We start from the raw sequence: 22089 nt of genomic DNA on the forward strand, positions 1-22089 counted from the left end.
CGGCAGGCTGTCCGTAATGGTCCGGTCGACCCGTGGATGCGCCGCTGTCACGGGGGTCTGTGTCCTGTCCGTCCGCCGGCGACAGAAAGGACACTGGTTCCGTATCACTACATGTATATTCGGTTGTTATCGGTATAAGCGGACTACCAAACTGCTTCGGGAACCGCGCCAGGAGTCCGGCGTCGGAAAGGGGGTTCGGAAGCACTGGTTACCAGTTTTCGAACACTTCTTCCAATAGCTTTCGCTCACCCGCACGGAGGTGCTGGTGGAACGTCGACGGGCAGATGTCCATCGACTCTGCCAGTTGCTCGCCGGACACGTCGCGTGGCCAGTCGAAGAAGCCGCCGAGAAACCCTTTCCGGAGCGCCGTCAGCTGGCGGTTGGTCAACCGGTCCTCGACGTTGGCGATGAACGCCTGTCGGGAGACGGGCGGCTCGTCCCGTTCTCGCACGGAGAGCAGTTCCGTCTCCGGATACTGGTTGCGGACCTGCTCGACAACGCTCCGGGTCTCCATCGACGCCGGGAGCGCGACGGTAATCGTCGCCTGCCCCGGTTCGACGAGTATGTCGCCCGTCTGGGCCCCGCGGTCTGCGACGACCGAGACGACCGGCGGGTCCGAGACGGTGAACTCGAACAGTGCCGACGAGTCCGCCGTCGAGACGTGCGAGACGCCCGACACCTGCGGGTGGTCGGCGGCGACGGCACAGACCGCCGAGGGGTCGTCCGTCTCGACGAGGAAGAACATCACCGTCTCCTCGCCGTCCGGGACGCTCCCGCCGTACTCCATCGAGCAGCCGAGTTCGCTCGCCACGTCGATGTAGAACACCTCGGGGTCGGTGACCTGCAGTTCGAGTTCGGTGACGTTGTCCGCGGTCAGCAGCCGGCTGGTCTCGCGAGCGTCGATAGCTGCCGCGGTCGCCCGGCCGATGGTCCCCAGCACGGCCTGTTCGCGGGGGTCGAACACGTCGTCGCTGTCGGCATAGACGGTGAGCACGCCGTACAGCGATTCGCCGGAGACGAGCGGGACTGCCGCGACCGACGCGACGTCGGAGTCGGCGAGCCGACTGTGTTGCTCGTCGATGTCGCCGGTCACGACCTGCATCTCCTCGGTACGGGCCGCCTCCGCGACCGGGTCGTCAGCGTCCAGCGGGATGGACAGCGTGGTCTGGCTGTCGGCGGAGAGCGCCGTCGACGACAGTGTCTCGTCGCGCAGGTCGAGTTCCGACACCCAGGCGAACTGGTAGGAGTCGACCGCGGCGAGCCGGTCACAGACGGTCTGTTGAATCGCCTCGCGCGAGTTGACGGTCAACACGTCGCCCATCACCGCTTTCAGCAGGCCGTCGACCCGGTCGACGAGCTGTTTGAGGTTCTTGCGCTCGGCCTTGAGCTCCTCGCTCCGGCGCTCGGCCGCCAGTTCGGCGAGCTTCCGCTGTGTGATGTCGACGTGTGCGACGACGGCGCTCCCGGCCTCGTCGTCGGGCAGCGGCGCGACCCGCATCAGGAACCACTGTTTCTCCTCCGGGGAGTGACACGGGTACTCCATCGTGAACAGGTCCTGCTCGCCGTCGATGACCGACTCGATGCCGCCGAGTGCCTGCCCGGCGTACTCGTCGGCGTCGACATCGGTCGTCGCGAAGTAGTTCGTCCCCTCCATCTCCCCGTCCTCGTCGCCTGCGAACTCCCGCCAGGCGCGGTTGGTAAACAGGATCGTCCCCTCGTCGTCGAGGACAGCGATATTGATGGGTAGCGTGTCCAACGTCGAGTGAGCGAGTGTCTCTGGTGGCTTCATTCAGTGTCCCTGGCTCCGGATAGCCGATACCCTGTGTAATAGCGGCGGGTGAATAAACGTGTGGCCCGAAAACGGGGGACTGTTGCCTGTGCGGAAAGCTCTAAACGCTGTCGCACGCAACCCGTAGGTATGTTCGGGTCCCGGAACCCCCGGGCGGAGTCAGTCACCTGTATCGCGTGTGGCGAGTCCATCCCACGGTCCGAGGCCCGCGAGTACGACAAACACGGCGACCGGTGGGACCGCCGGGACAAGACGTTCGAACACCTCTGTAAAGCCTGTTTTGCCGAGCTGTGCCAGCAACCCCGTGATGGCCTCGAAACGACGCTCGACGCCGCCGGGGCCGGCGAGGCCGACCGGGAGACGTTCCTCGAACGGTTCCGGGAACTCTCCGAGGGCGACGCTCGCAGGGAATGAGACGGGAAAGTCACGGCCCAGTCCCACCCCGACAGCCCTAACTGCACCCTGTTCGTACCGGGAGACATGACTACAGAGGACGCGCAGGCGGCTGCCGGGACCGCCGAGGGCCAGGGCCCCGTCGAGATCGACCCGGAGATGGCCCGGCATCTGGAGAACAAACGCGAGGAACTGTTCGAGAAGTTCGGCATCCCAGACGAGTTCCCGCCCGAAGTACTGGAAGAAGCCAAAGAGCGCACGCAGGGCGTCCAGGCCGAAATCGAAGACGAGGTCGACGAGCGCGAGGACCTCCGTGAGATGACCACCTGGACGACCGACCCCATCGACGCCCAGGACTTCGACGACGCCATCTCCGTCGAGGAACGCGAGGACGAGATCGTCCTCTGGGTCCACATCGCCGACGTGACCCACTACGTCAACCCGGACACGAAGATGTGGGAGCAGGCCGTCGAGCGCGGGAACACCGTCTATCTCCCGGCGTACACCGTCCACATGCTGCCGCCCGTCCTCGCCGAGACCGTCTGTTCGCTGGTCCCCAACGAGGACCGCCTGGCCCACACCGTCGAGATGCACCTCGACAAGGAGAACCTCGGCTACGAGGAGATAAACATCTACAAGTCCGTCATCCGGTCGGACGCCCGGCTGACCTACACTGAGGCCGAGCGCCTGCTCGACGAGCCAGAGACCGCAGAAGACGTGCTGGAAGACCAGAGCGTCGACCTCGCGGAGAAGACCGAGCGTGTCTGGGAGCTGGCCGACCGGATGCACGAGCAGCGCAAGGAGGAGGGCTCGCTCGTGCTCAACCCCGCCCGCGACCGCGCCCACACCATCATCGAGGAGTGTATGCTGAAAGCCAACAAGGCCGTCACGCACGAGCTGATGTGGAACCGGGGTGTCGAGGCGATGTATCGGGTCCACCCACAGCCAAGCCCCGACGAGTGGGACGAAGCCCTGGTCGAGATTCAGGAGCTCGACGGCGTCTCCATCCCCGGCGACGCCTGGGACGACCCGCGGAAGGCCGTCAACGCCACGCTCGAACAGGCCCCCGGTCGCCAGCTGGACAAGATCCAGTGGGCCGTCATGAAGGTGATGCCCCGGGCGAAGTACATGAACGACCCCTTCGGCGGCCACCACGCCCTGAACTTCGAGATTTACGGCCACTTCACCTCGCCGATTCGCCGGCTGTCGGACCTCATCAACCACTGGATCGTCTACACCAACGACGTGCCCGAGGACCTCGTCGCGCTGTGTGACCGCGCCAGCGACCGGCAGAAGGACGCCGAACAGTGCGAGCGCGAGTACAAGAACTTCCTGCAGGAGGTCGGGCTGGACCCGTCGGCGGTCAACAATCGTGGTATCGAAGTGGTGGAGAATCCGGATGACGAGGACGGGGAAGACGCCGAGACTGATGCGGCCGACGCAGCCGTTGAAGAGTAACGGCTAGCTAAAGTATCGGGTTCTGCTGTGCATGGTTCTGCAGCTACGACCGTCGAGAGCCAGAAAGCCCCCACGCCATCGACTCCCGCGGCTCGCTGCGCGCGCTTCGCGTGCTTACGTCGCCGGGGTTCGTCGATGGCGCGGCCCCTTTCAGTCCCACCCAGCCTGGATTGGGCAACCGGCTACGGGTGGGACTGAAAGGGGCCTGTCGCTGGGCGTTCGAGACGACGCAAGCACCGCAACGAAGTGAGGAGCGCAGCGAGTCGCAGTAGCCCAGCGACAGGGGGCTTTCTGGCTGTTCAAACTCCAGCTCCAGGGCGAAACAGTACCAAACAACCATTCTAGAGAGTCGCGCATAGCAACAGCAAGAGCTTTTCACAATCGGTGCGGCACTGCCCGTATGTGCCCTCCAGCACCCGCAATCGTCACCGAGGGGTTGACGAAGCGCTACAGCGACACGTCGGCGGTCGAGGACCTCGACCTGACGGTTCCACGCGGGACAGTCTTCGGCTTTCTCGGCCCCAACGGCGCCGGCAAGACCTCGACGATTCGGATTCTGACGACGCTGACGGAGCCGACGGGCGGCACCGCGCGGGTGGCGGGCGAGTCGGTCGCCGACCGCGCCGCGGTGGTCGAACACATCGGCTTCCTGCCGGAGGAGCCGCCGCTGTACGACGAACTCACTGGCCGCGAGCAACTGGAGTACGTCGCCGGCCTCCGCGGCCACGAGGACTGGGACCGCGTGGAGTCGCTGCTCGACCGGTTCGACCTCGATGGGGACGCCGACCGGCGCGTCGAGACGTACTCGAAGGGGATGAAACAGAAGCTCGGCCTCGTCCAGGCGCTGTTGCACGAGCCCGAGGTCCTCTTTCTGGACGAACCGACCTCGGGACTGGACCCGCGGGCGGCCCGGACGGTACGTGACACCATCAGCGAGGTCGCGGCCGCGGAGACGACCGTCTTCCTCTCGACGCACATCCTCCCAGTCGTCGAGGAGTTGGCCGACACCGTCGGCGTCCTGTACGACGGCGACCTCGTCGCGGAGGGGTCGCCAGACGAACTGACCGACGGCGTCGAGTCCGGGAGCACGCTCGAAGACGTGTTCCTGGACGTGACCAGCGAGCGCCCGGGAGAGCGATGAGGCGGCCGAACGGCCGGCGGGTGCGTCTGATTGCCGGGACGGAACTGCGGCGTACCCTTCGCAAACTCAAAGGAACGACACGCGGAGCACTCCTATTCCTGGGCGGCGGGTTAGGTATCCTCATATACAGCCTCGCTATCGGCGCGGGAGCCTACTTCTTCGGCGGCGTCCTCGCTGACAGCCAACCCCACACGGTCAGGCTCGCGACGACGGCGGGCATCGTCGGACTGCTCGGCCTTGTTGGCTTCTTCACCCTCCAGCATACGGTGAAATCGGCCGGCGAGCCCGACGCCGCAGACGGACTGCTGACCACAGTGCCGTGCGAAGACGTGGCGGCTGGGTTGCTCGCCGCGGAGGTCGGTCGAGTCTCGTTCGCGCTTGCCGTTCCAGTTCTGGCACTGGTGGTCGGGCTCGCAGTCGGTGATGCCGGGCTACTCGTCGCTATTGTGGCTCTTACTGGCTCAGTCGCGGTCGTCCTGCTGGCGACGGTCCTCGGCTTCGGCCTGGGGCTGGTGACGAAACTGGTCGCGAACCGCTCGGCCTTCGTCGCCGGCCACCGCGCGAGCGTCGGGGCCGTCGTCTCGCTGGCCCTCCCGCTTGGCTGGGTCGCGATGACAACCGTCCCGACGGTACAGCTCCGCGTGCTCCGGCTTGCGACCCAGTCCCCGCTCTCCTGGCCCGCCGACGTGGTCCTGCTCGTACTGGGGAGCGGCGGCGACCCGGTCGCTGCTGCCGTCGCTACGGTTGGGATTGTCGGCGCGCTCCCGGTCGGCACAGTGGCGTGTCTGTGGGTGGCAGAGCGGACCTGGTATGCCGACCCGGTCCAGCCCGACCACGAGTTCGACGCCGACGAGCGAACGCTTTCGGACCGTCTGCTGACGGGACGGGTGCCCACAGCGACCCGCGTGGTCGCCCAGAAGTCGTGGCTCCGCGCCAAGCGGGCACCCGTCACCGTTCAGTTCGCGGTCATGCCGTTCTTCTTTCTGGTGTATCACCTCCAGATTGTCATTCTGGAACGGGTAGTGCCGCCGACGCTCCCGCTCAGCGCCGGCCTCGCCAGCGCGGCGGCGTTCGGTGCCGCGTTCTCGCTCAATCCCCTCGGTGGCGAGGAGGGCGTACTGCCGCTGACGCTGACTGCCGACGTCTCCGGCCGCGCGTTTGTCACCGGACTCGTCCTCGCGGGGGCGCTTCCCGGTGTCGCTGTCACGACGCTACTGGTCGTCGGCCTCGGCGTCGCCGCCGGCACGCCGCCGGTCACGCTCGCCGCCGGACTCGCGACCGCACTCGTCGCGACCCTCGCCGCGCCGGCTATCGCCGTCGGCACCGGCGTCGTGTTCCCGAAGTTCGAGTCGTCGTCGGTGCAGGGCCGCGAAGTGGTGGTGCCGAGCGGCTGGGCGTTCGGGGTGTACTTCCTCGTTCTCGGCGTGGCCGCCGCGCCAGGGAGCCTGGCGTTCTTGCTCGCCGTCCGCGACCTGTTCGCGATACCGTTCGACGTGGCGTGGCTCCTCGGTGGCGGGCTGGCGGCGACCGCCGCAATCGCCGTCGCTGGCGCTGTCGCCGGCTTCCTCTACGCCGCAAACCGCGTCGGGACCTACCGACTCGACTAGCAGATGGGCTTCGGGTCCAGTCCCATCGCCTCCAGCGTCTCCGCGTAGTCGACGTAGGCCGCTTCGATGGCCTCGGTCGCGGCCGCCGCTGCCGTCTCGCGCTCGGATTCTGAGAGGTATCCGAGGGCAGTCTCTCCGTCGTCGAGTGCCGACGCCTCCCGTCGAATCTCGCGGAACGTATCGGCCCGCTGCTCGTCCGCCTCGTTGATGAAGAAGCTCACCACCTGCAGGTACAGTTGGTCGGCGATCAGCGGCGCGGCGACGAGGCCGACTCCGACCCGCTGGGCAGTTCCGCTGACGGTTTCCAGATGGTCGAGGAAACCATCGGGGTCACCGGCGTCTGCGTCGATGCGGTCCGTCCGCCCGGCCGCGTCTTCGGCGGCCGTCTCGAACTGCGTCGCGACGGCGCTTTCGGTCTCGGCGGCCCACCGGTCGAGGACAGTCGCGAGACCGGACTCACGGGTCGCTGCCGCCGTGAGCACCGCATCCGTCTCCAGCGTCGCATCTGTCGCCGCGATGAGCACCTTGTCCGAGCCCAGTCTGGTACGCTCTGTCTCGGTCCGGTCGCGAACGTCGTCGATAGTGGCTCCGGCGTCCATACGTCTGCTGGGCGGGGCAGGGGCTTGAAATCCCCGCCCGATTTATCCGCCGGGCGGCGCTAGTATCGGTATGGCCGAGGACTACCCCGACCCGCCGACGGACCCCCCCTCGCTGTCGGCAGCAGCGCTGCAGGCGAAACTGGACGCCGGCGAACCGCTCCGGTTGCTCGACGTTCGCAACCGCGACGAGTACGAGCAGTGGCGGATTCGCGGCGATGCGGTGACGGCGACACAGCTCCCCTTCATGAAGTTCCTCCAGGCGAAAGTGACCGGTAAAGTCGACGACGTCGTCGCCGACGTGTCCGGGACCGGCCCGATAACGGTCGTCTGTGGCCGCGGCGAGGCCAGCGCCTTCGTCGCCGGCTTACTCACTGAGCACGGCTTCGGGGCGCAGAACCTCAGCGACGGCATGGAGGGGTGGGCGCGGCTCTACGAGAGTCGCGAGGTCCCCTGCGACGCCGCAACCGTCCTCCAGTACCGCCGCCCGTCGTCCGGCTGTCTCGGCTACATGGTCATCAGTGACGGCTCGGCCGCTGTCGTCGACCCGCTCCGACAATTTACCGACCGGTACGTCGACGATGCCACCGACCGCGAGGCCGCCGTCACCCACGCGATCGACACCCACGTCCACGCCGACCACGTCAGCGGCGTCCGCCGCCTTGCGGCCGAAACCGGTGCCGAACCGATTCTCTCCGAGCGGGCGGTCGCCCGCGGCGTCGACGACATGACTGCAGTGGCCGACGGCGACTCGCTACGGGTCGGCTCGGTCACGCTCGAAGCCGTGCCCCTTCCCGGGCACACGACCGGCATGACCGGCTTCACCGTCGGCGACGTGCTCCTGGCCGGCGACAGCGTCTTCCTCGACAGCGTCGCCCGTCCGGACCTCGAAGCCGGAGCCGACGGCGCTCGCGACCTCGCCCGCGACCTCCACCGCACGCTGACCGACCGACTCCCAGCCCTGCCCGACGAGACACTCGTCGCGCCGGGTCACTACAGCGAGTCGACGCCCCCCTCGGACGACGGCACGTTCACAGCTCCCCTTGGCACGCTCCGCGACCGACTCCCGGGGTTCGCGATGGACCGCGAGGCCTTCGTCGAGTACGTCTGTGACGACATCCCGCCGCGGCCGGCCAACTTCGAACGGATTATCGCCATCAATATCGGGACAGCGACAGCCGACGACGACACCGCGTTCGAACTCGAACTCGGCCCGAACAACTGCGCGGCCGCGCCGCCGGACGCGGCGTGACCCCGCCGCGAGACGGCCGCAGTTACAGCGGGAGGCGCTTGCGAATCTGGTCGAGAATCGACTCGTCTTCGTCCGGCAGCGACTCACCCACCACGCCCTCCCCTGGCAGAATGACGGTCCGCTCCCCGTTGTCCTCGACCTCGATGAGGCCGTCTGCCTTGAGAGAGGCGAGCGCGTCCTCGATGCGGTCGATGTTCTCCTCCGTTCGCGACCGAAGCTCGAAGACAGTCATCCCCTCATCGCGGCGGTCAGCGAGCGCATCGAGCACCGCAACCTCGGTGTCGTCTCGGTCGCGATACTCCGGCTTCGCTCTCATACGTCCCTCTAAAACCGGCTGGGTCTAATCTTTGTCCCTCGCAATTCTGATATGTGTGCCCCGTGCAGTGAACTGTCCCTTACCTGAACAGAAGGCATGAATTACCGTTTCGCTCGTTCGGTCACTGTAGATTCTGCAATCGCTTCGTTCGTCTCTTCCAGTGTCGGATGGCTGCATGGACTCGCGTCTGAATTTCTTTGTGTCCGTGACGCGAGAGGTGAGAAAAAACAATTACGCTGCCCCGCGTCGACCGGTCGCCACGGGACCCCATCGGTGTAGTTTTCGCGAGCGGCTGTCACGACATCAAGTGTCGCTCGTTGCGCCCTGTGCCTGGGTGAACTCGGTTGACAGGCACAGAGCTGATGACGGAAACGATACTATCGCAAACGAGAAAACGAACGCGACCGATTCCTGAGCGGCGCAGTTGGCACCGAGAACGCCCTGTGGCTTATGCTACCGAATTGGGTACTTCGCTACCGCCCATTCTCGTGATAGGCTGGACCCTCTTTCGTGGTAGATCCATACATTCCCATGAAGACTCGAAGCGACCATTCATCGGTGTAATACTTGTACGCCCAATTGTATTTGATGTAGGTCGTTTCGAACACCCCACCGTTCTCCGTAACAAACGTTATATTGACCGTATCAGGGATGTACGTGTGATCCCGCTCTGAATAGCTATCGTCGTTGTCATTATAATCGTCCACAATAACATAATATTTCCAAAGTGGGTTGAGTCGGTCATCTACGGTTTTAGTTCGGTTTGTGGTGTCCCGCATCTGAATCGTCATGTGGTATGAGTCGTTTTCAGGGAAGACATCAGTCTCGGCAGAACGGTTCTCATCTGAACGGTATAGCCGCTGCATATTCTCATCGAACTTCTCAAGCTTCTCTGCCTCACTGAGTTCTTCTTCAGTGGCAGATTCGGTTTTTGTTTCAGGTTCTTCAGTAGCAACTGACTTACTCTCGGTTTCCGTGGGCACGGGTGTTGGAGTATCACTAACCTCTGGCGTGGGTTCCGGCGTCTGCGTCAGCGCAGTTGTCTCTTCAGCAGGTCCGCTTCCGCCGGCGAACGCGGAACAGCCAGCGAAAAGAATGAAGAAAGCGATAGCGACAGAGGTAATCATAGTCTTGGTCTTACTCATGACTCTTAAGTTTCAATGTTAGGTTCCGTATCTTCGTTTTCTTCTTCAACAGGCAGGAAGGGCGGTACTTCAGTTGGGCCAGTGTTGGTTTCAGTCTCGAACCAGCCGTCTGCTCACCGCCATCCGCTCCTGCCGGTGGTGAGTCAAGCACAGTCCGGCCATCAAATCTGAAAAATTTGATTCCTCGGACAGGGGCGGCGGAGACAACCAAGTTGGCGAACACAATCAAGATACTGACGACCCCACTCCCGAATTGGATACCTAGCGTTGATGAATCCTCATCTGGATACCCACTGGCGTTGGTCCATATGATAACCGTAGCGATGACTGGGAGCAAGAGAGCTCCAGCGACCATCGCTAACAGGTAGGCAACCACCTCCCCATTCTTTCGCTTTCGGATCATCCTACCTGGAATTTAGATACTACCTTTTATAAATTTCACCTTTGTAAGTCGGAATTGAAACCGTTACCAGAAACCCCATCCTCCACCGCCGTCGTCGCCACTGTCGTCGTCACCGCCGTCATCGTCATCATCGCCACCAAATAAACCACCCCCTCCGAATAAACCTCCATCACCGTTGTCATTGCTATCATCACTGCTACTACCGCCGTCATCGGTATTACTATCATCATTCGGTAGGGCGTCGTCATCGTCGTTATCACTACTATCGAACGGATTGTCGTTGTCTACCGATGGTTCGTTAGGCAGCGAAGCATCACCATCGTCGTCATCATCGCCTCCTCCACCTGGGTTCATCAGGTTGTTCGGTACGCTGGAGTCCGGACGGGTACTCCCATGGTGGGAACCGTCATCACTGTCACCACCGTCATTGCCGCCGTCACCACTGGGTTCACTCTGAACCTCATTTTCTTCCTTTATTTCACTTTTCCGCTCATTAACAGTCTCCTTACTGAATGTCCCTCCGTAACCGTCCTCGGAGTACTTGTTCAGGTTGTCTTCCGAGATGACCTGAGTGAGCTCACTGTCCACGTACACCCACAGACCGTCCCGTCCGTCGGTGTCGACGATGGTATCGCCGATGGTCATGGCGGCACTCGTACAGCCCTTGTTCTGACCGTCGACGTAGTAGTTCCCGCTGCCACCCGGGCAGCCGTCCCTGCTACCACCGCCGCCGCTGGCGGATGGAGCAACGACTTTTGTCGTCTGATTAGAGACGCCGCGCCGTCCGGCGGCATCGTAGGCGACCGCACGGACGGACACGGTGCCGGAGTGGTCGAACGTGTGCGAAATCGTCGAGGTGCCGTTGTCGCCGGCAAGTCGCGTCTGGTTCCGCGCGGTCCCGTTGACCACCCAAGCGAGCGTTCGGAGGTCGGCAGCCCCGGCGGTCGCGTTGGCAGTCAGGTTCCGTCGGGAGCCAGTGGGGAGCGCCGTCGGGGCCGAGACTGAGACTGACGGCCCGGAAGCAGCCACAACGTCGACCTGGAGCGTGTCCGATCGCGACGCGCCGGCGTCATCTGTGACAGTGACCGTGACGGCGTACTGGCCAGTTTCGGCCGGCGAGAAGGTCGTCTGGACGCAGGTCGGGCAGTCGGGTGTGCGTGTCGTGCCGTCCGGCGTTTCGATGGACCACTCGAACCTCTCGATCGTCCCGTCGGGGTCGCGCGAGCCGTTGGCATCCAACTGGACGGTCGCTGCTCGCTCGACGGACTGGTCCAGACCGGCGTCGGCAAGCGGCGGCTGGTTCCCGGTCGCCCCTGCCGCCCCACCGAGAAGTGCCGACAGGGCGAGGACCGACACCACGAGTGTCGTCGTCCGCTGCATTGGCGTAGTGTATCACCGCCACCAGTTATAAAATTTCACAAATCAGGATAAAATTAATGTGTCGCCGACTCGAAACGGGTAGATAGCTGTCACGAACGGTGGAGCCAACGGGCAGGGTTTAAGTACGCCACGGTGGGAAGTTCTGGCAATGGGTCTCAAATGTTCCGTCCTCGGGCACAAGTACGGTGAGGCCACCGTCGAGCGCGAGCGCGAAGAGCAGGGTAGCGAAGTCGTCATCACCATCCAGGAACGGGAGACCTGTGAGCGGTGTGGAAATACGCGGATTGTCTCGGAGAACAAGGAGGTAACGGCTATCGAGACGCCGTCGGACATCGCCAGCGACCTGGTCGAAGACGAGTCCGAATCCGAAACGGCAGCGGCCGAGCCACCGCCGGAAGAGGAGCCAGCTGACAGCGCGGCCGAACCCACTGACGAGGGAGCGGAGCCCTCGGACGGCTGGGACAGCGTCGACGATCCGGTCGAAACGCCGGGGGACGCGGGAATCGGCGACGACGGTGTAGACGACGGGGAACCGGTCGAACCGTCGGCTGACGACGCCGAGATCATCGACGACAGCGGCGACGACGAGGGAAGCGGCGACGTGGAACTGGACGAGCCGACGACCACGGTCGACGTCCCGGACGCCGAAAGCGAGGAGCCGGTAACTGAAGACGAGACCGACCCGGAAAAAGACGACGGGCTCATCCTCGGTGAGGAAGAGGAATCGGAGCCGGCCGGCGGCGACCGCCAGCCCGGCGAATGGCCGGAAGAGCCCGGTGGCGACGGGGACGACTGGTCGCCGGAGACGGTGCCGGTCGACGCCGGGACGGAGGACGATTCGAGCGTCGAGCCGACCAGCGACAGCGCCGTGACGGTTCCGGAGGGAGAGTTCGCCTGTCCGGAGTGTGGATTCACTACCGAAGTGGAATCGACGTCGCTGCGCGCCGGGGACTTCTGTCCGGAGTGTCACAAGGGGGCACTTATCACCCGGGGCGAGGAGTGAACGCAAAGGGTAAGACAGCCCCTCGCAAAAACTCGCCCATGCGAGAGTACAAGATGCGACGGGGCGAGCATCTCGAAGACCGCGTCCCTGACATGAAAGCGTTCGTCGAGGAGTACTTCGGCGAAGTAACGGACACAGAAGACTACGAAGGTACCGACCTGCTGGTGGTCGATGACCCCGACAACCCAGTGTTCGACCGGGTCGTCGCGGGCCGCGTCGAGTACGGTTCGAAGAAGGACAAGCTGGCGCTGCACATCGACGAGCGGCCGGCAGAAGATGTCATCGCCGAAGGGAACGTCGACGCGGCCGAGGACGCCGTCGCCATCAAGAACGACTTCCTGGAGGAGGCCACCGACCGCGACGCGAAAGCGCGCCGTGACTCGCTGAAGCGCTCGGTTGAGGACGACGCCGACGCACCGGACAACGTCTAAAACGGCATCGAGCGAGCGCAGTCGGTGATACTGTCGGCTGTACGTCTGTGACGGAGTTCGCCACTCCGAGGTGGCGGATATTCGCCGATAGGTAGCCAACAGTACGAGTGCCGGCAAGCCGATACTGGGCTATCGTGTTCGGCACGGCCCGCAGGAACTCAGAGATGCTCCGCTACCGCCAGTATCACGCAGCGTCAGACGGGCGTCACACCTAAATACGCTTGTGGCATACATTAACATACGCCCCGCCCGGAGGCGCGCACAAGTATCCGGGACACGAGACACCCTCGTGTTGCCACGGACCGGTTCCGGGGCAGCCTGTCATAGTTTGTCCGCCCGCCGGAGCGGACCCAATCCGGCATTCGAGTGCGGCCAGGTCAGTTTCCGAGCCAGTGTCCCCGTTTTTCCGCGGCAGAATCCGCTAGAGACGGCGCGGCGCTACTCGGCGAGTCCGTAGCCGCGCTTGAACAGCAGGAAGTCGATTGAGAGCACGACCACAGTCGTCCCGGTCAGGACGGCCAGCGACGTGTTCGGGTCGATTTCGGTCACGCCGATCATGCCGTAGCGCACGCCGTTTACCATGTACACCATCGGATTGAGCAGGGAGACGTTCCGCCAGAACGCCGGCAGGACTTCCAGCGAGTAAAACACCGCACCGAAAAACACCAGCGGCCGGAGGATGAACTGGTTCATCACCGTGAGGTAGTCGAAGTCGCTCGCCCAGAGGCCGCCGATGACGCCCAGCCCGCCGAACAGCGTGGTGATCACCAGCAGGAACGAGACGAGATACACGGGGTTGGCGACGGGGACCGAGGTGAATATCAGCCCCACGCCGACGATAAGGAGCGACGTGACGATGCCCCGGAGCGCGCTGGCCGAGACGTAGGCGGCCACCATGCTCCGGTTCGACATCGGCGACGTGAGGACGGCCTGGATGTAGTCGTTCCAGCGCCCGTGGAAGATGGTGAAGGAGGCGTTCTCGAAACTGTCCGAGATGGCCCCGAGCACGACCAGTCCAGGCAGGACGAACTGGAGGTAGCTCACGCCGGCGATCTCGCCGATCCGGCTCCCCAGAATCACGCCGAACACGGAGAAGTACAGCGCGTTCGTGATGATCGGCGGGAGGAAGGTGTTGTACGGGCGGCGCACGAACCGGAGTATCTCGCGTCGGACGAGCGTCAGGAACTGCGTCGCGTTCTGGTTCATGCGGACACCTCCGCGTACTCGCGGTCGTCGCGGGTCATATCGACGAACACCTCTTCGAGTGACGCGCGGCGGATGTCGAGCGAGGTGACGGTATGTCCCTGCGCTTCGAGTTCGCGCATGATGGCCGGTGCGGTCTGGCTCCCGCCCATCGCGGTGACGGCCAGGCCCTCGTCGGTCAGTTCGACGTCGGTGATTCCCTCCACGTCGAGTCGCGGGGCCGTCCGCGGCATCTCGGCGAGGCCGAGGACGATAGTGTCCGTCCCGCGAGCCATCAGGTCGCCGGGGGTCGCCACCTCGACTTTCCGCCCGTCGTCCATGATCGCGACCCGGTCACAGAGGCGTTCGGCCTCCTCGATGTAGTGGGTCGTCAGCAAGATTGTCGTCCCGGCGTCGTTCATCCGGTTGATGATGTCCCAGAGGTCGTGGCGAAGTTGGACGTCGACGCCCGCCGTCGGCTCGTCGAGGATGAGCAGGTCGGGGTTCGAGACGAGCGCACGCGCGAGGACGAACCGCCGTTTCATCCCGCCGGAGAGCCAGTCGAAGCGCGTGTCCCGCTTGTCCCAGATGCCGACCGTCTTCAGCGCGTCTTCGGCGCGCTCTCGGGCCTCCGCGCGTCCGATGCCGTGGTAGCCCGCCTTGTGTTCCAGCACCTCGATGATGGGGAAGAAACGGTCGACGTTGAACTCCTGTGGCGCGACGCCGATGCGGTCGCGGGCCTCCCGGTAGTCGTCCTCCACGTCGAAGCCGAACACCTCGGCTGTTCCCGCGTCCTTGTGGACGAGGCCGACCAGCGTGTTGATGAACGTCGTCTTGCCGGCCCCGTTCGGCCCGAGCAGCCCGAAGAACTCGCCCTGCTCGACAGTCAGTTCCAGGTCGTCGAGCGCCTGGACATCGCCGTAGCGCTTCCGTAACCCGCTGGCGCGTATCGCCGGTTCAGTCATTGCCGCTCTTAGCGTGGCGACACCGAAAAACGCATTGAAGCCCCCGAAAACCGGCGGTTAGACTGATACGAACTGACAGGATAGACCGAACGACGGGGCCACGTAGACCGGGGTGGCACAGACCCTACCGGCCGAGGCGTTCTCGGGCGATTCCGACGCCAGCCGGCGTGATGATGAGCTGGTCGTCGTCCTTCTGGACGATGTCGCCGCCGACCTCGTTGGCGACCTGCTTGAGTTCGTCGCTGATGTGTTCCATCGTGCGGTCCTGCGTGGAGTGGCGCGTGATGTCCGCGACGACCACGTCGCCGTCGTAGACGGCGTCTTTGATGTCGATGACGTCCTGCTTGTCGCTGATACGGGCGATCCGGACCTGGCGTTCGAGTTCCGTCCCGGTCATCTCGAATTCGTTCGCGTTCAGTTCGACGTAATCCTCGGTGTTCCGAGAGGATCCAGACTCCCCGAGGATCTTGCTCATCAGTCCCATGTCACCCACGGCGTGCGCTACCCGTTTCAACTTTTCGTCCGTCGAATGTATCGACACAGCACGCCCTGACCAGTCGTGGCCGCCGGTGTGACGCCCGCGAACTCGCCCCGGCGCTACACCGTGAACTCGAACAGGTCGTCGCCGACGTGGTGCAGCGACGTGACGACTTTCCCGCTGTCGCCGACCATGTCGTCGCCGTCGGTCTGTGCGCGGCCCACGGCGAGGAACTTCCCGTGGGACTCCTCGCTGATGACGACCAGGTCGCCCTCGCTGATGTCGTCGTCGGCCTCGGTGATGCCCGGTCGCATGATGTCGGCGCCGTCGGAGACGAACGAGACGGCTCCGGCGTCGACGGTGACCACGTGTTTCTGGGGCGGATGCTGATTGGCACCCTGGACGGTCAGGAACGGTTCGCCGTCTAGATAGAGGACGAGCGGGTCGCCGTCGACGAGGACGACGTCCCAGTCGCTGTCGTCGAACTCGACCTTCTCGAAGCTGTCCGCGTCGAGTTCGACACCGAGATTCTCCGACAGCGCCGTCGTGATGGTGTCGACCTCGTCCGAGCGGAGGTGGTGTCGCGACTTGACTTCCATACCCGCGTCTCCTCGGCGACAGAGGGTAAGCGTAACGAAGCGTGCAAGCGGCGTGGCGGACGCAGGTTTTTGTTCGCGCGGTCCAAGGTCGGGGTATGCGAGTCGTCACGCTGCTGCCATCGGCGACGGAAATCGTCTACGCGCTCGGCGTCGAGCCGGTCGGCGTCTCACACGAGTGCGACCACCCGCCGGCGGCCCGCGAGAAGCCGTCAGTCAATCGCTCACGCGTCGACCCGGAGGCCTCAAGCGGCGAGATAAACGAACAGGTCGCGGCGGCCGAGGAGAGCGACGGCGTCTACGCAATCGACCGCGGGACGCTGGCGGCGCTTGAGCCGGACCTCATCGTCACCCAGGGCGTCTGTGACGTCTGTGCCGTCGACCACGTGCTGGTCGCCGAGGCCGTCGAGGACCTGGGACTCGACGCCGAGGTGCTGACACTCGACGTTCATAGCCTCGAGGACCTGTTCGAGTCCATCCACCGGGTCGGCGCGGCGGTCGGGCGCGACGACCGCGCCGCCGAACTCGTCGCGGAGCTAGGGGACCGCGTCGCGGCAGTGGAGACGACGGCGGCGCGGGCCGAGACGGCGCCCCGCGTGGCGGTGCTCGACTGGCTGGACCCGGTGATGGTCGCCGGGCACTGGGTCCCTGAGATGGTCGAGACGGCCGGCGGCACCTACGGGATGGAAGCGCCGGGCGCACACTCCCGGCCGCGCGAGTGGGAGGAGGTCCGCGAGTACGACCCGGAGGTGCTGGTGGCCGCACCCTGTGGCTTCGACGTGGCACAGACCCGCGAGAACCTCGCCGACCTGACCGGCCGAGACGGGTTCGGCGACCTGACCGCAGTTCGGGACGGCCGGGCGTACGTGATGGACGGCCACCACTACGTCAATCGGTCGGGACCGCGGCTCGTGGACACGCTCGAGTTCCTGGCGGCGCTCGTCCATCCGGACCTGTTCGAGACGCCACCGCGAGACGCCGCCGTCGAACTCGGTACCGTTCGGGCCTAAGCGGCGGCCGCGACCAGACCGACGGAGCTTGGCTTCTGCAGGCGAACCGAGAGATGTCAGACGCGTGGGCAGGCCGGACATCCGAACCGATACTCGCGGCTCCCGGACGAGTACAGGTCCACGGTATCAGCCGTGAGAACCGACGGCCAGCACGGGGCGAACCGGTCAGTCCTCGGCGAGCGAACAGCGCCCTTCGTAGCTGGCGTCGGCGACGCTCGCGATGGCCGGATCGTCGCCACACACCGGGCAGTCGGGTTTGGCGGCGACGGGGATCTCCTCGAAGGACATCTCGGCGGCGTCGTAGGCGATGAGCCGGCCCTCCAGCGTCTCGCCGTAGTCCATCGCGAGCTTGACGACCTCGGTCGCCTGCATGCACCCGATAGTGCCCGGCAGGACACCGAGAACGCCCGCCGTTGCGCAGTCGGGGACAGTCCCCTCCGGCGGTGCTTCGGGAAACAGACAGCGGTAACACGGACTGTCGCCCGAAAACGTCGTCACCTGTCCCTCGAACTGGAAGATAGCGCCGTGGGAGAAGGGCGTGCCAGAGAGCGTGCAGGCGTCGTTGACGAGGAACCGCGTGGCGAAGTTGTCGGAGGCGTCGACGACGATGTCGTAGTCGGCCACCAGATCGGCCGCGTTCCCGCGCGCCAGCCGTAGTTCGTGGCGGTCGACGGTCACGTCGGGGTTGAGCCCGGTGACGAACTCGGCCGCGCTGTCGACCTTCGGCCGCCCGATGTCGTCGTCGCGGTGAATGACCTGCCGCTGGAGGTTCGACCGCTCGACCACGTCATCGTCGACGATGCCGAGCCGGCCGATGCCTGCGGCTGCGAGGTACTGGAGCACCGGCGCGCCGAGGCCGCCGGCCCCGACGACCAGCACGTCGGTGTCGAGCAGTGCGGCCTGGCCCTCCGGCCCGACGTCGTTCATGATGATGTGCCGGGAGTACCGGTCGAGCTGTTCTGGGTCCAGATCCGGTCGCATACCGGTCGTACGCCACCCGGAGAAATAAACGGCGGGTTCGTCCCGGGCGGTTCAGGCCACCGAGCAGAGACGAACGGGCAGCCGGTCGGGCCGCTCAGTTGTTGCGCTGGAGGTCCGTGACGAGGTCGTCCATCGCCTGGTTGATATCGCTGAGAAGGTCCGTCTGCTCGGTGGATTCGTCGGCGATGTCGGCCGTGCTGTCGGCGATCTCCTCGGCTGCCTCCGTGGACTGGTCGATCATGCTTGCGACTTCCTCTGTCGAGGCGGCCTGCTGGTCCGTGGCCGTTGCGACCTCCTCGATACCGTTGTTGACTTCGCGGACGGTGTCGTCGATCTCTTCGAGGATTTCGGTCGACTCCTCGACGGTGTCGATACCCTCGTCGATCTCGTCGTTGCTCTCTTCGAGACTCTCGACGGCGTTCTCGGTATCGTCCTGGATACCGTCGATCATCTGCTCGATGGTCGTCGCCTGCTCCTGGGACTCCTCGGCGAGGCTCTTGACCTCGTCGGCGACGACGGCGAACCCTTCACCCGCTTCGCCGGCACGAGCGGCCTCGATGGACGCGTTCAGCGCCAGCATGTTGGTCTGGTCGGCGATGTCGTTGATGACGTCGACGATCTCGTCGATCTCCCGGACGCTCTGCTGTATCGTCTTGACGTCCTCGGCGACGCTGTCGGCCGCCTGCTGGATGTTCTCCATGGCCTCGTGGACGTCGTCGGCGTTGCCCTGCCCGCGCTCGGCCAGTTCCGTCGCTTCGCGGGAGGCGGCAGAGACCTCCTCGGACGACGAGGCGATCTGTTCGACCGACGCCGAGAGGTTCGACACCTCGTTGGCGATGTCCGTCATCCCCTCGTACTGCTCGGCGGCCTGCTCGCGGATGTCGTCGGTCTCCTCGGCGATGCCGACCGAGGAGTCCTCCAGTTCGGCCAGCATCGTCTGTATCTCGCTGGCCGCGTCGTGGTTGTAGCCCGCCTCCGTGTCGATGTTCTCCGCGATGTCGTCCTCGATGTCCGCGTCGATATCGTCGTCGATACCTGTCCCTGTTTGGTTCGCCACGTTCTCTACAGGTCTCTCTGCCATATGATAGGTAGGTCGGGAGGGAAACATAAAAACGGAATACCCAATGGTATCAGAGACGATATCTGGAGCGGGCGGTGCGGGCCCGCGTGTCAGCAGTCGTACAGCGCGCGGTACTTCTCGTCGACGTAGTCGAGGAAGTGGTCGGCGGTGAACGACTCGCCGGTCGCTTCCCGAACGAGGTCGTCGGTCCGGTAGCGGGCGCCGTGCTGGTGGACGTGTTCGGTGAGCCAGTCGTGGATGGGGTCGAACTCGCCGGCCCGGACGTGGTCGTCGAAGCCGTCGATGTCCTGTCGGGCGTGGTGGTCCAGTTGCGCGGCCAGCACCGACCCGAGCGTGTAGGTCGGGAAGTAGCCGAAGGCCCCGTTGGTCCAGTGGATGTCCTGCAGGCAGCCCTCGGCGTCGGTGTCGGGGCGGATTCCGAGATACTCCTCCATCTTGTCGTTCCAGACCCCAGGCACGTCCGCCACGTCGAGGTCCCCGCGGATGAGGTCGCGCTCGATCTCGAAGCGGACGATGATGTGCATGTGATAGGTTAGCTCGTCCGCTTCGACGCGGATGAGGTTGTCGTCGTACACCTCGTTCGACGCCTCGTAGAACTGCCGGGCGGTGGCGTCCGTGCCGAGATGGTCGTTGGCCGTCTCGGCGAAGAAGTCCCAGAACGGGCGCGAGCGGCCGACGTGGTTCTCCCAGAAGCGGGACTGTGACTCGTGGACCGAGAGGTCGCGGTTGTCGCCCAGCGGCGTGCCGTAGGCCTCCTGTGGCAGGCCGAGGGTGTAGGTGGCGTGACCGAACTCGTGGATGGTCGAGCCCAGCGCGTCCAGGGGGTCTGCGGGAGTGAAGCGGGTGGTGACGCGGGCGTCGAACTGCGTCCCCATCGAGAACGGATGGGGGGCAGTGTCGAGGCGGCCGCGGTCCCAGTCGTAGCCCAGTGCGTCGAGCGCGGCCTCGACGAGGCCGTGCTGGGTGTCGTCGTCGTACGTGCCCTCGAAGGGGTCGGCCAGCGTCACGTCGCTGTCGGCGATGTCGTCGATGAGCGGGACGAGGGCGTCCCGGAGGTCCGTCAGCACCTCCTCGGCGGTGTCGATGCCGAGATACGGCTCGTACTCCTCGAACAGCACCTCGTAGGGGTCGCGGTCGGGGTCGATTGCGGCGGCGTACTCCCGGCGGAGTTCCACCAGTTCCTCGAGCGTCTCGGCGAAGGCGTCGAAGTCGTCCTCGGCCTTGGCCTCCTTCCAGACCGGCAGGGCGTTCGAGGACGCCTCGGAGAGGCGTTCGACCAGGTCGGCGGGGACCCTGGTGGCCCGCTCGTGGTCCCGCCGGACCTCCCGCACGACGGCCTCCTGTTGGGGGTCGAGGTCGGCGTCGTCGAGTTCGTCCAGCCAGTCGGCCAGGTCATCGTCGGTCAGCAGCTCGTGATGGAGCGTCGAGATGGCGGAGGTCTGTTTCGCCCGGGCCGGCGTCCCGGCGTCGGGCATCATCACCTGCTGGTCCCAGTTGAGGACGCCGCCGGCGTCCTGGACGTAGTGGAGGCGGCGGACGTGGTCGAGGAACTGCTCGTACGTGGACCCGCTGTCCTCGCTCGCTGTTGCCATACGGCGGGGTTAGGCCGGCGACGGTAAAGACCCGGTGCCGCCGGTAAGGAATGCAGCGGTGGGGACCAAACCGGCCGCGGGTCGGGCCATTACCGAAGCAGGCAGCACTTCCTCAGAAGCTCTCACCCAGATTCTGCGGGTCGATTCCGAAGCCGTCGGTGAAGATGCCCTTCGGAATCTTGCCGTGAATCCCCTTGTTGATGTCGACGATCTGTGAGACGTTGAAGTCGCCAGCGAGACTCAGGAGGCGATAGGCCTCCGTCGGCGTCATGTCCTTCTGGTGGACGAGCAGCGAGATTGCCTCCCGGAGCGCCTGCTCCATCGCGTTGTCGAGGTCGTCGTTGATGCCCATGACGTAGACGTCCTCGTCGGTCTCGGCGACGGGCCAGTCCATCTGCTGGGCGTTCTTGTGCAGGGTGAACCGGAACGTCGGCGTCAGCGACGTCTCCAGGGCGGTGAGGTCGACCTCGCCGTTGCCCTGAAGCGCGTGCCCGTCACCGGTGAAAAACAGCGCCCCTGGGGCGAACACCGGGAAGTAGAGCGTGGTTCCGACCCCGGTTCCCTGGATGTCGATGTTGCCACCGAACGGACCCGGCGGCACCGAGTTCACCCGTCCCGTAGTCGCCGTCGGGCCGACGGCCATGATTCCCTGGAACGGTTCCAGCGGGATTTCGGTCGTGTCACTGAGCTCGGCCATGCCACGCTCCAGGTCGAACTCGATTACCTCGCTGTCGTTCCACGTGAACTCCGAGGGGAGGCCGCCTTTCCGCTGTCGCATCGTGTTCGCGCCGTAGGGGACACGGAAATCGATATCCAGCACTTCGACCTCCAGCACGTCGCCGGGTTCGGCGTCCTCGATGTACACCGGTCCGGTGACGACGTGTGGGCCGCCGCCGTCGTGTGGCACCTCGTCGTAGACTCTGACCTGGTCCTCCAGGATTTCCGATTCCGGAATCCCTGCGTTCGTGAAAAACTCCTCCGGACCCGGTTGGTCTTCCAGGATACCTTCGTGAGAAATAGTTTCGATCTGTACCACGGAATCCGACGGGACACGTTCCACGGGCTCTTTTGTCGGGTCGATTGCGCCCCAGACGACGTTCTCGGGCGTCGATTCGACGACCGTATCGACTTCGTATGAGTCAGTAGAATCGTCCGCTTGCCCGTTCGCCGGTTCGTCGTCTTCCTGTGCCGCCGCAAGGTCGATGTTTCCGCCGAGGAACTGTGAACCAGTTCCGGCACCCAGGACACCTAATGCGCCTGCCGCTTTCATGAGCCGTCGTCGTTTCATCG

At 64.8% G+C, this 22089-nt stretch carries 21 protein-coding genes; 8 read left to right on the forward strand and 13 right to left on the reverse strand.

Going from position 1 to position 22089, the window contains the following annotated elements:
- Positions 1-208: 208 nt before the first annotated feature.
- The gene (locus KZ498_RS00880) at positions 209-1789 is read right to left on the reverse strand and encodes a bacterio-opsin activator domain-containing protein (protein WP_312616028.1); all 1581 of its coding nucleotides are present in this window, start codon (positions 1787-1789) and stop codon (positions 209-211) included.
- Positions 1790-1918: 129 nt separating this feature from the next.
- Here KZ498_RS00880 and KZ498_RS00885 point away from each other — a divergent pair, with 129 nt between their 5' ends.
- From KZ498_RS00885 to KZ498_RS00900, 4 genes are all read left to right on the forward strand, one after another.
- The gene (locus KZ498_RS00885; RefSeq protein WP_312616030.1) at positions 1919-2203 is read left to right on the forward strand and encodes a hypothetical protein; all 285 of its coding nucleotides are present in this window, start codon (positions 1919-1921) and stop codon (positions 2201-2203) included.
- Positions 2204-2269: 66 nt separating this feature from the next.
- A complete protein-coding gene (locus KZ498_RS00890) occupies positions 2270-3640 on the forward strand; it encodes a ribonuclease R (RefSeq protein WP_312616032.1) in 1371 nt (456 codons plus the stop codon).
- A 400-nt stretch (positions 3641-4040) separates the two neighbouring features.
- Positions 4041-4781 (forward strand): ABC transporter ATP-binding protein, encoded by a 741-nt coding sequence (locus KZ498_RS00895; protein ID WP_312616034.1) that lies wholly within the window; start codon positions 4041-4043, stop codon positions 4779-4781.
- Positions 4778-6388: a hypothetical protein gene (locus tag KZ498_RS00900; RefSeq protein ID WP_312616035.1), complete on the forward strand. Its 1611-nt coding sequence runs from the start codon at positions 4778-4780 to the stop codon at positions 6386-6388. Before KZ498_RS00895 ends, KZ498_RS00900 begins: the two co-directional genes overlap by 4 nt.
- On the opposite strand, the gene KZ498_RS00905 is transcribed toward KZ498_RS00900, so the two are convergent.
- Positions 6385-6987 carry a transcription antitermination protein gene (locus tag KZ498_RS00905; RefSeq protein WP_312616037.1) on the reverse strand — a complete coding sequence of 201 codons (603 nt, stop codon included), beginning with the start codon at positions 6985-6987 and terminating at the stop codon, positions 6385-6387. The genes KZ498_RS00900 and KZ498_RS00905 overlap by 4 nt on opposite strands.
- Positions 6988-7057: 70 nt before the next feature.
- Between KZ498_RS00905 and KZ498_RS00910 the strand changes: the two genes are divergently transcribed.
- Complete coding sequence (locus tag KZ498_RS00910) at positions 7058-8236, forward strand: MBL fold metallo-hydrolase (protein ID WP_312616039.1); 1179 nt, start codon at positions 7058-7060, stop codon at positions 8234-8236.
- A gap of 22 nt (positions 8237-8258) precedes the next feature.
- Here the strand turns inward: KZ498_RS00910 and KZ498_RS00915 are convergent, their stop codons facing one another.
- The 3 genes from KZ498_RS00915 to KZ498_RS00925 all read right to left on the reverse strand — a co-directional run bounded on the left by KZ498_RS00915 (position 8259) and on the right by KZ498_RS00925 (position 11480).
- Positions 8259-8552: a DUF6432 family protein gene (locus KZ498_RS00915; protein ID WP_151102006.1), complete on the reverse strand. Its 294-nt coding sequence runs from the start codon at positions 8550-8552 to the stop codon at positions 8259-8261.
- Between the two features lie 473 nt (positions 8553-9025).
- Positions 9026-9697: a hypothetical protein gene (locus KZ498_RS00920; RefSeq protein ID WP_312616041.1), complete on the reverse strand. Its 672-nt coding sequence runs from the start codon at positions 9695-9697 to the stop codon at positions 9026-9028.
- A gap of 466 nt (positions 9698-10163) precedes the next feature.
- Positions 10164-11480: a PKD domain-containing protein gene (locus tag KZ498_RS00925; RefSeq protein ID WP_312616043.1), complete on the reverse strand. Its 1317-nt coding sequence runs from the start codon at positions 11478-11480 to the stop codon at positions 10164-10166.
- Positions 11481-11628: 148 nt separating this feature from the next.
- On the opposite strand from KZ498_RS00925, the gene KZ498_RS00930 reads away from it, so the two are divergent.
- On the forward strand, positions 11629-12483 hold the full coding sequence (locus KZ498_RS00930) for a hypothetical protein (protein WP_312616044.1): 855 nt from the start codon (positions 11629-11631) through the stop codon (positions 12481-12483).
- Positions 12484-12521: 38 nt separating this feature from the next.
- A complete protein-coding gene (locus KZ498_RS00935) occupies positions 12522-12914 on the forward strand; it encodes a DUF5611 family protein (protein ID WP_312616045.1) in 393 nt (130 codons plus the stop codon).
- Between the two features lie 438 nt (positions 12915-13352).
- Here KZ498_RS00935 and KZ498_RS00940 read toward each other — a convergent pair whose 3' ends face one another.
- The 4 genes from KZ498_RS00940 to KZ498_RS00955 form a co-directional block, all read right to left on the reverse strand.
- Positions 13353-14120, reverse strand: a complete 768-nt coding sequence (locus tag KZ498_RS00940; protein ID WP_312616047.1) for an ABC transporter permease — start codon at positions 14118-14120, stop codon at positions 13353-13355.
- A complete protein-coding gene (locus KZ498_RS00945) occupies positions 14117-15061 on the reverse strand; it encodes an ABC transporter ATP-binding protein (protein ID WP_312616049.1) in 945 nt (314 codons plus the stop codon). Before KZ498_RS00945 ends, KZ498_RS00940 begins: the two co-directional genes overlap by 4 nt.
- Positions 15062-15185: 124 nt before the next feature.
- Positions 15186-15545 (reverse strand): cell division protein SepF, encoded by a 360-nt coding sequence (gene sepF, locus KZ498_RS00950; RefSeq protein ID WP_049939172.1) that lies wholly within the window; start codon positions 15543-15545, stop codon positions 15186-15188.
- A gap of 113 nt (positions 15546-15658) precedes the next feature.
- Positions 15659-16138: an RNA-binding protein gene (locus KZ498_RS00955; protein WP_312616059.1), complete on the reverse strand. Its 480-nt coding sequence runs from the start codon at positions 16136-16138 to the stop codon at positions 15659-15661.
- 95 nt (positions 16139-16233) lie between these two features.
- On the opposite strand from KZ498_RS00955, the gene KZ498_RS00960 reads away from it, so the two are divergent.
- The gene (locus KZ498_RS00960) at positions 16234-17145 is read left to right on the forward strand and encodes an ABC transporter substrate-binding protein (protein WP_312616060.1); all 912 of its coding nucleotides are present in this window, start codon (positions 16234-16236) and stop codon (positions 17143-17145) included.
- A gap of 165 nt (positions 17146-17310) precedes the next feature.
- Here KZ498_RS00960 and KZ498_RS00965 read toward each other — a convergent pair whose 3' ends face one another.
- From KZ498_RS00965 to KZ498_RS00980, 4 genes are all read right to left on the reverse strand, one after another.
- Complete coding sequence (locus KZ498_RS00965; RefSeq protein ID WP_312616061.1) at positions 17311-18126, reverse strand: SAMP-activating enzyme E1; 816 nt, start codon at positions 18124-18126, stop codon at positions 17311-17313.
- Positions 18127-18220: 94 nt separating this feature from the next.
- Positions 18221-19207 (reverse strand): methyl-accepting chemotaxis protein, encoded by a 987-nt coding sequence (locus tag KZ498_RS00970; RefSeq protein WP_312616062.1) that lies wholly within the window; start codon positions 19205-19207, stop codon positions 18221-18223.
- Positions 19208-19296: 89 nt separating this feature from the next.
- Positions 19297-20799, reverse strand: coding sequence for a carboxypeptidase M32 (locus tag KZ498_RS00975; protein WP_312616063.1), 1503 nt, complete (start codon positions 20797-20799; stop codon positions 19297-19299).
- A 112-nt stretch (positions 20800-20911) separates the two neighbouring features.
- Positions 20912-22087: an acetamidase/formamidase family protein gene (locus tag KZ498_RS00980; protein WP_312616064.1), complete on the reverse strand. Its 1176-nt coding sequence runs from the start codon at positions 22085-22087 to the stop codon at positions 20912-20914.
- Positions 22088-22089: the final 2 nt, after the last annotated feature.

This window comes from Haloarcula sp. 1CSR25-25 (assembly GCF_032027985.1).
Taxonomy (GTDB): Archaea; Halobacteriota; Halobacteria; order Halobacteriales; family Haloarculaceae; genus Haloarcula.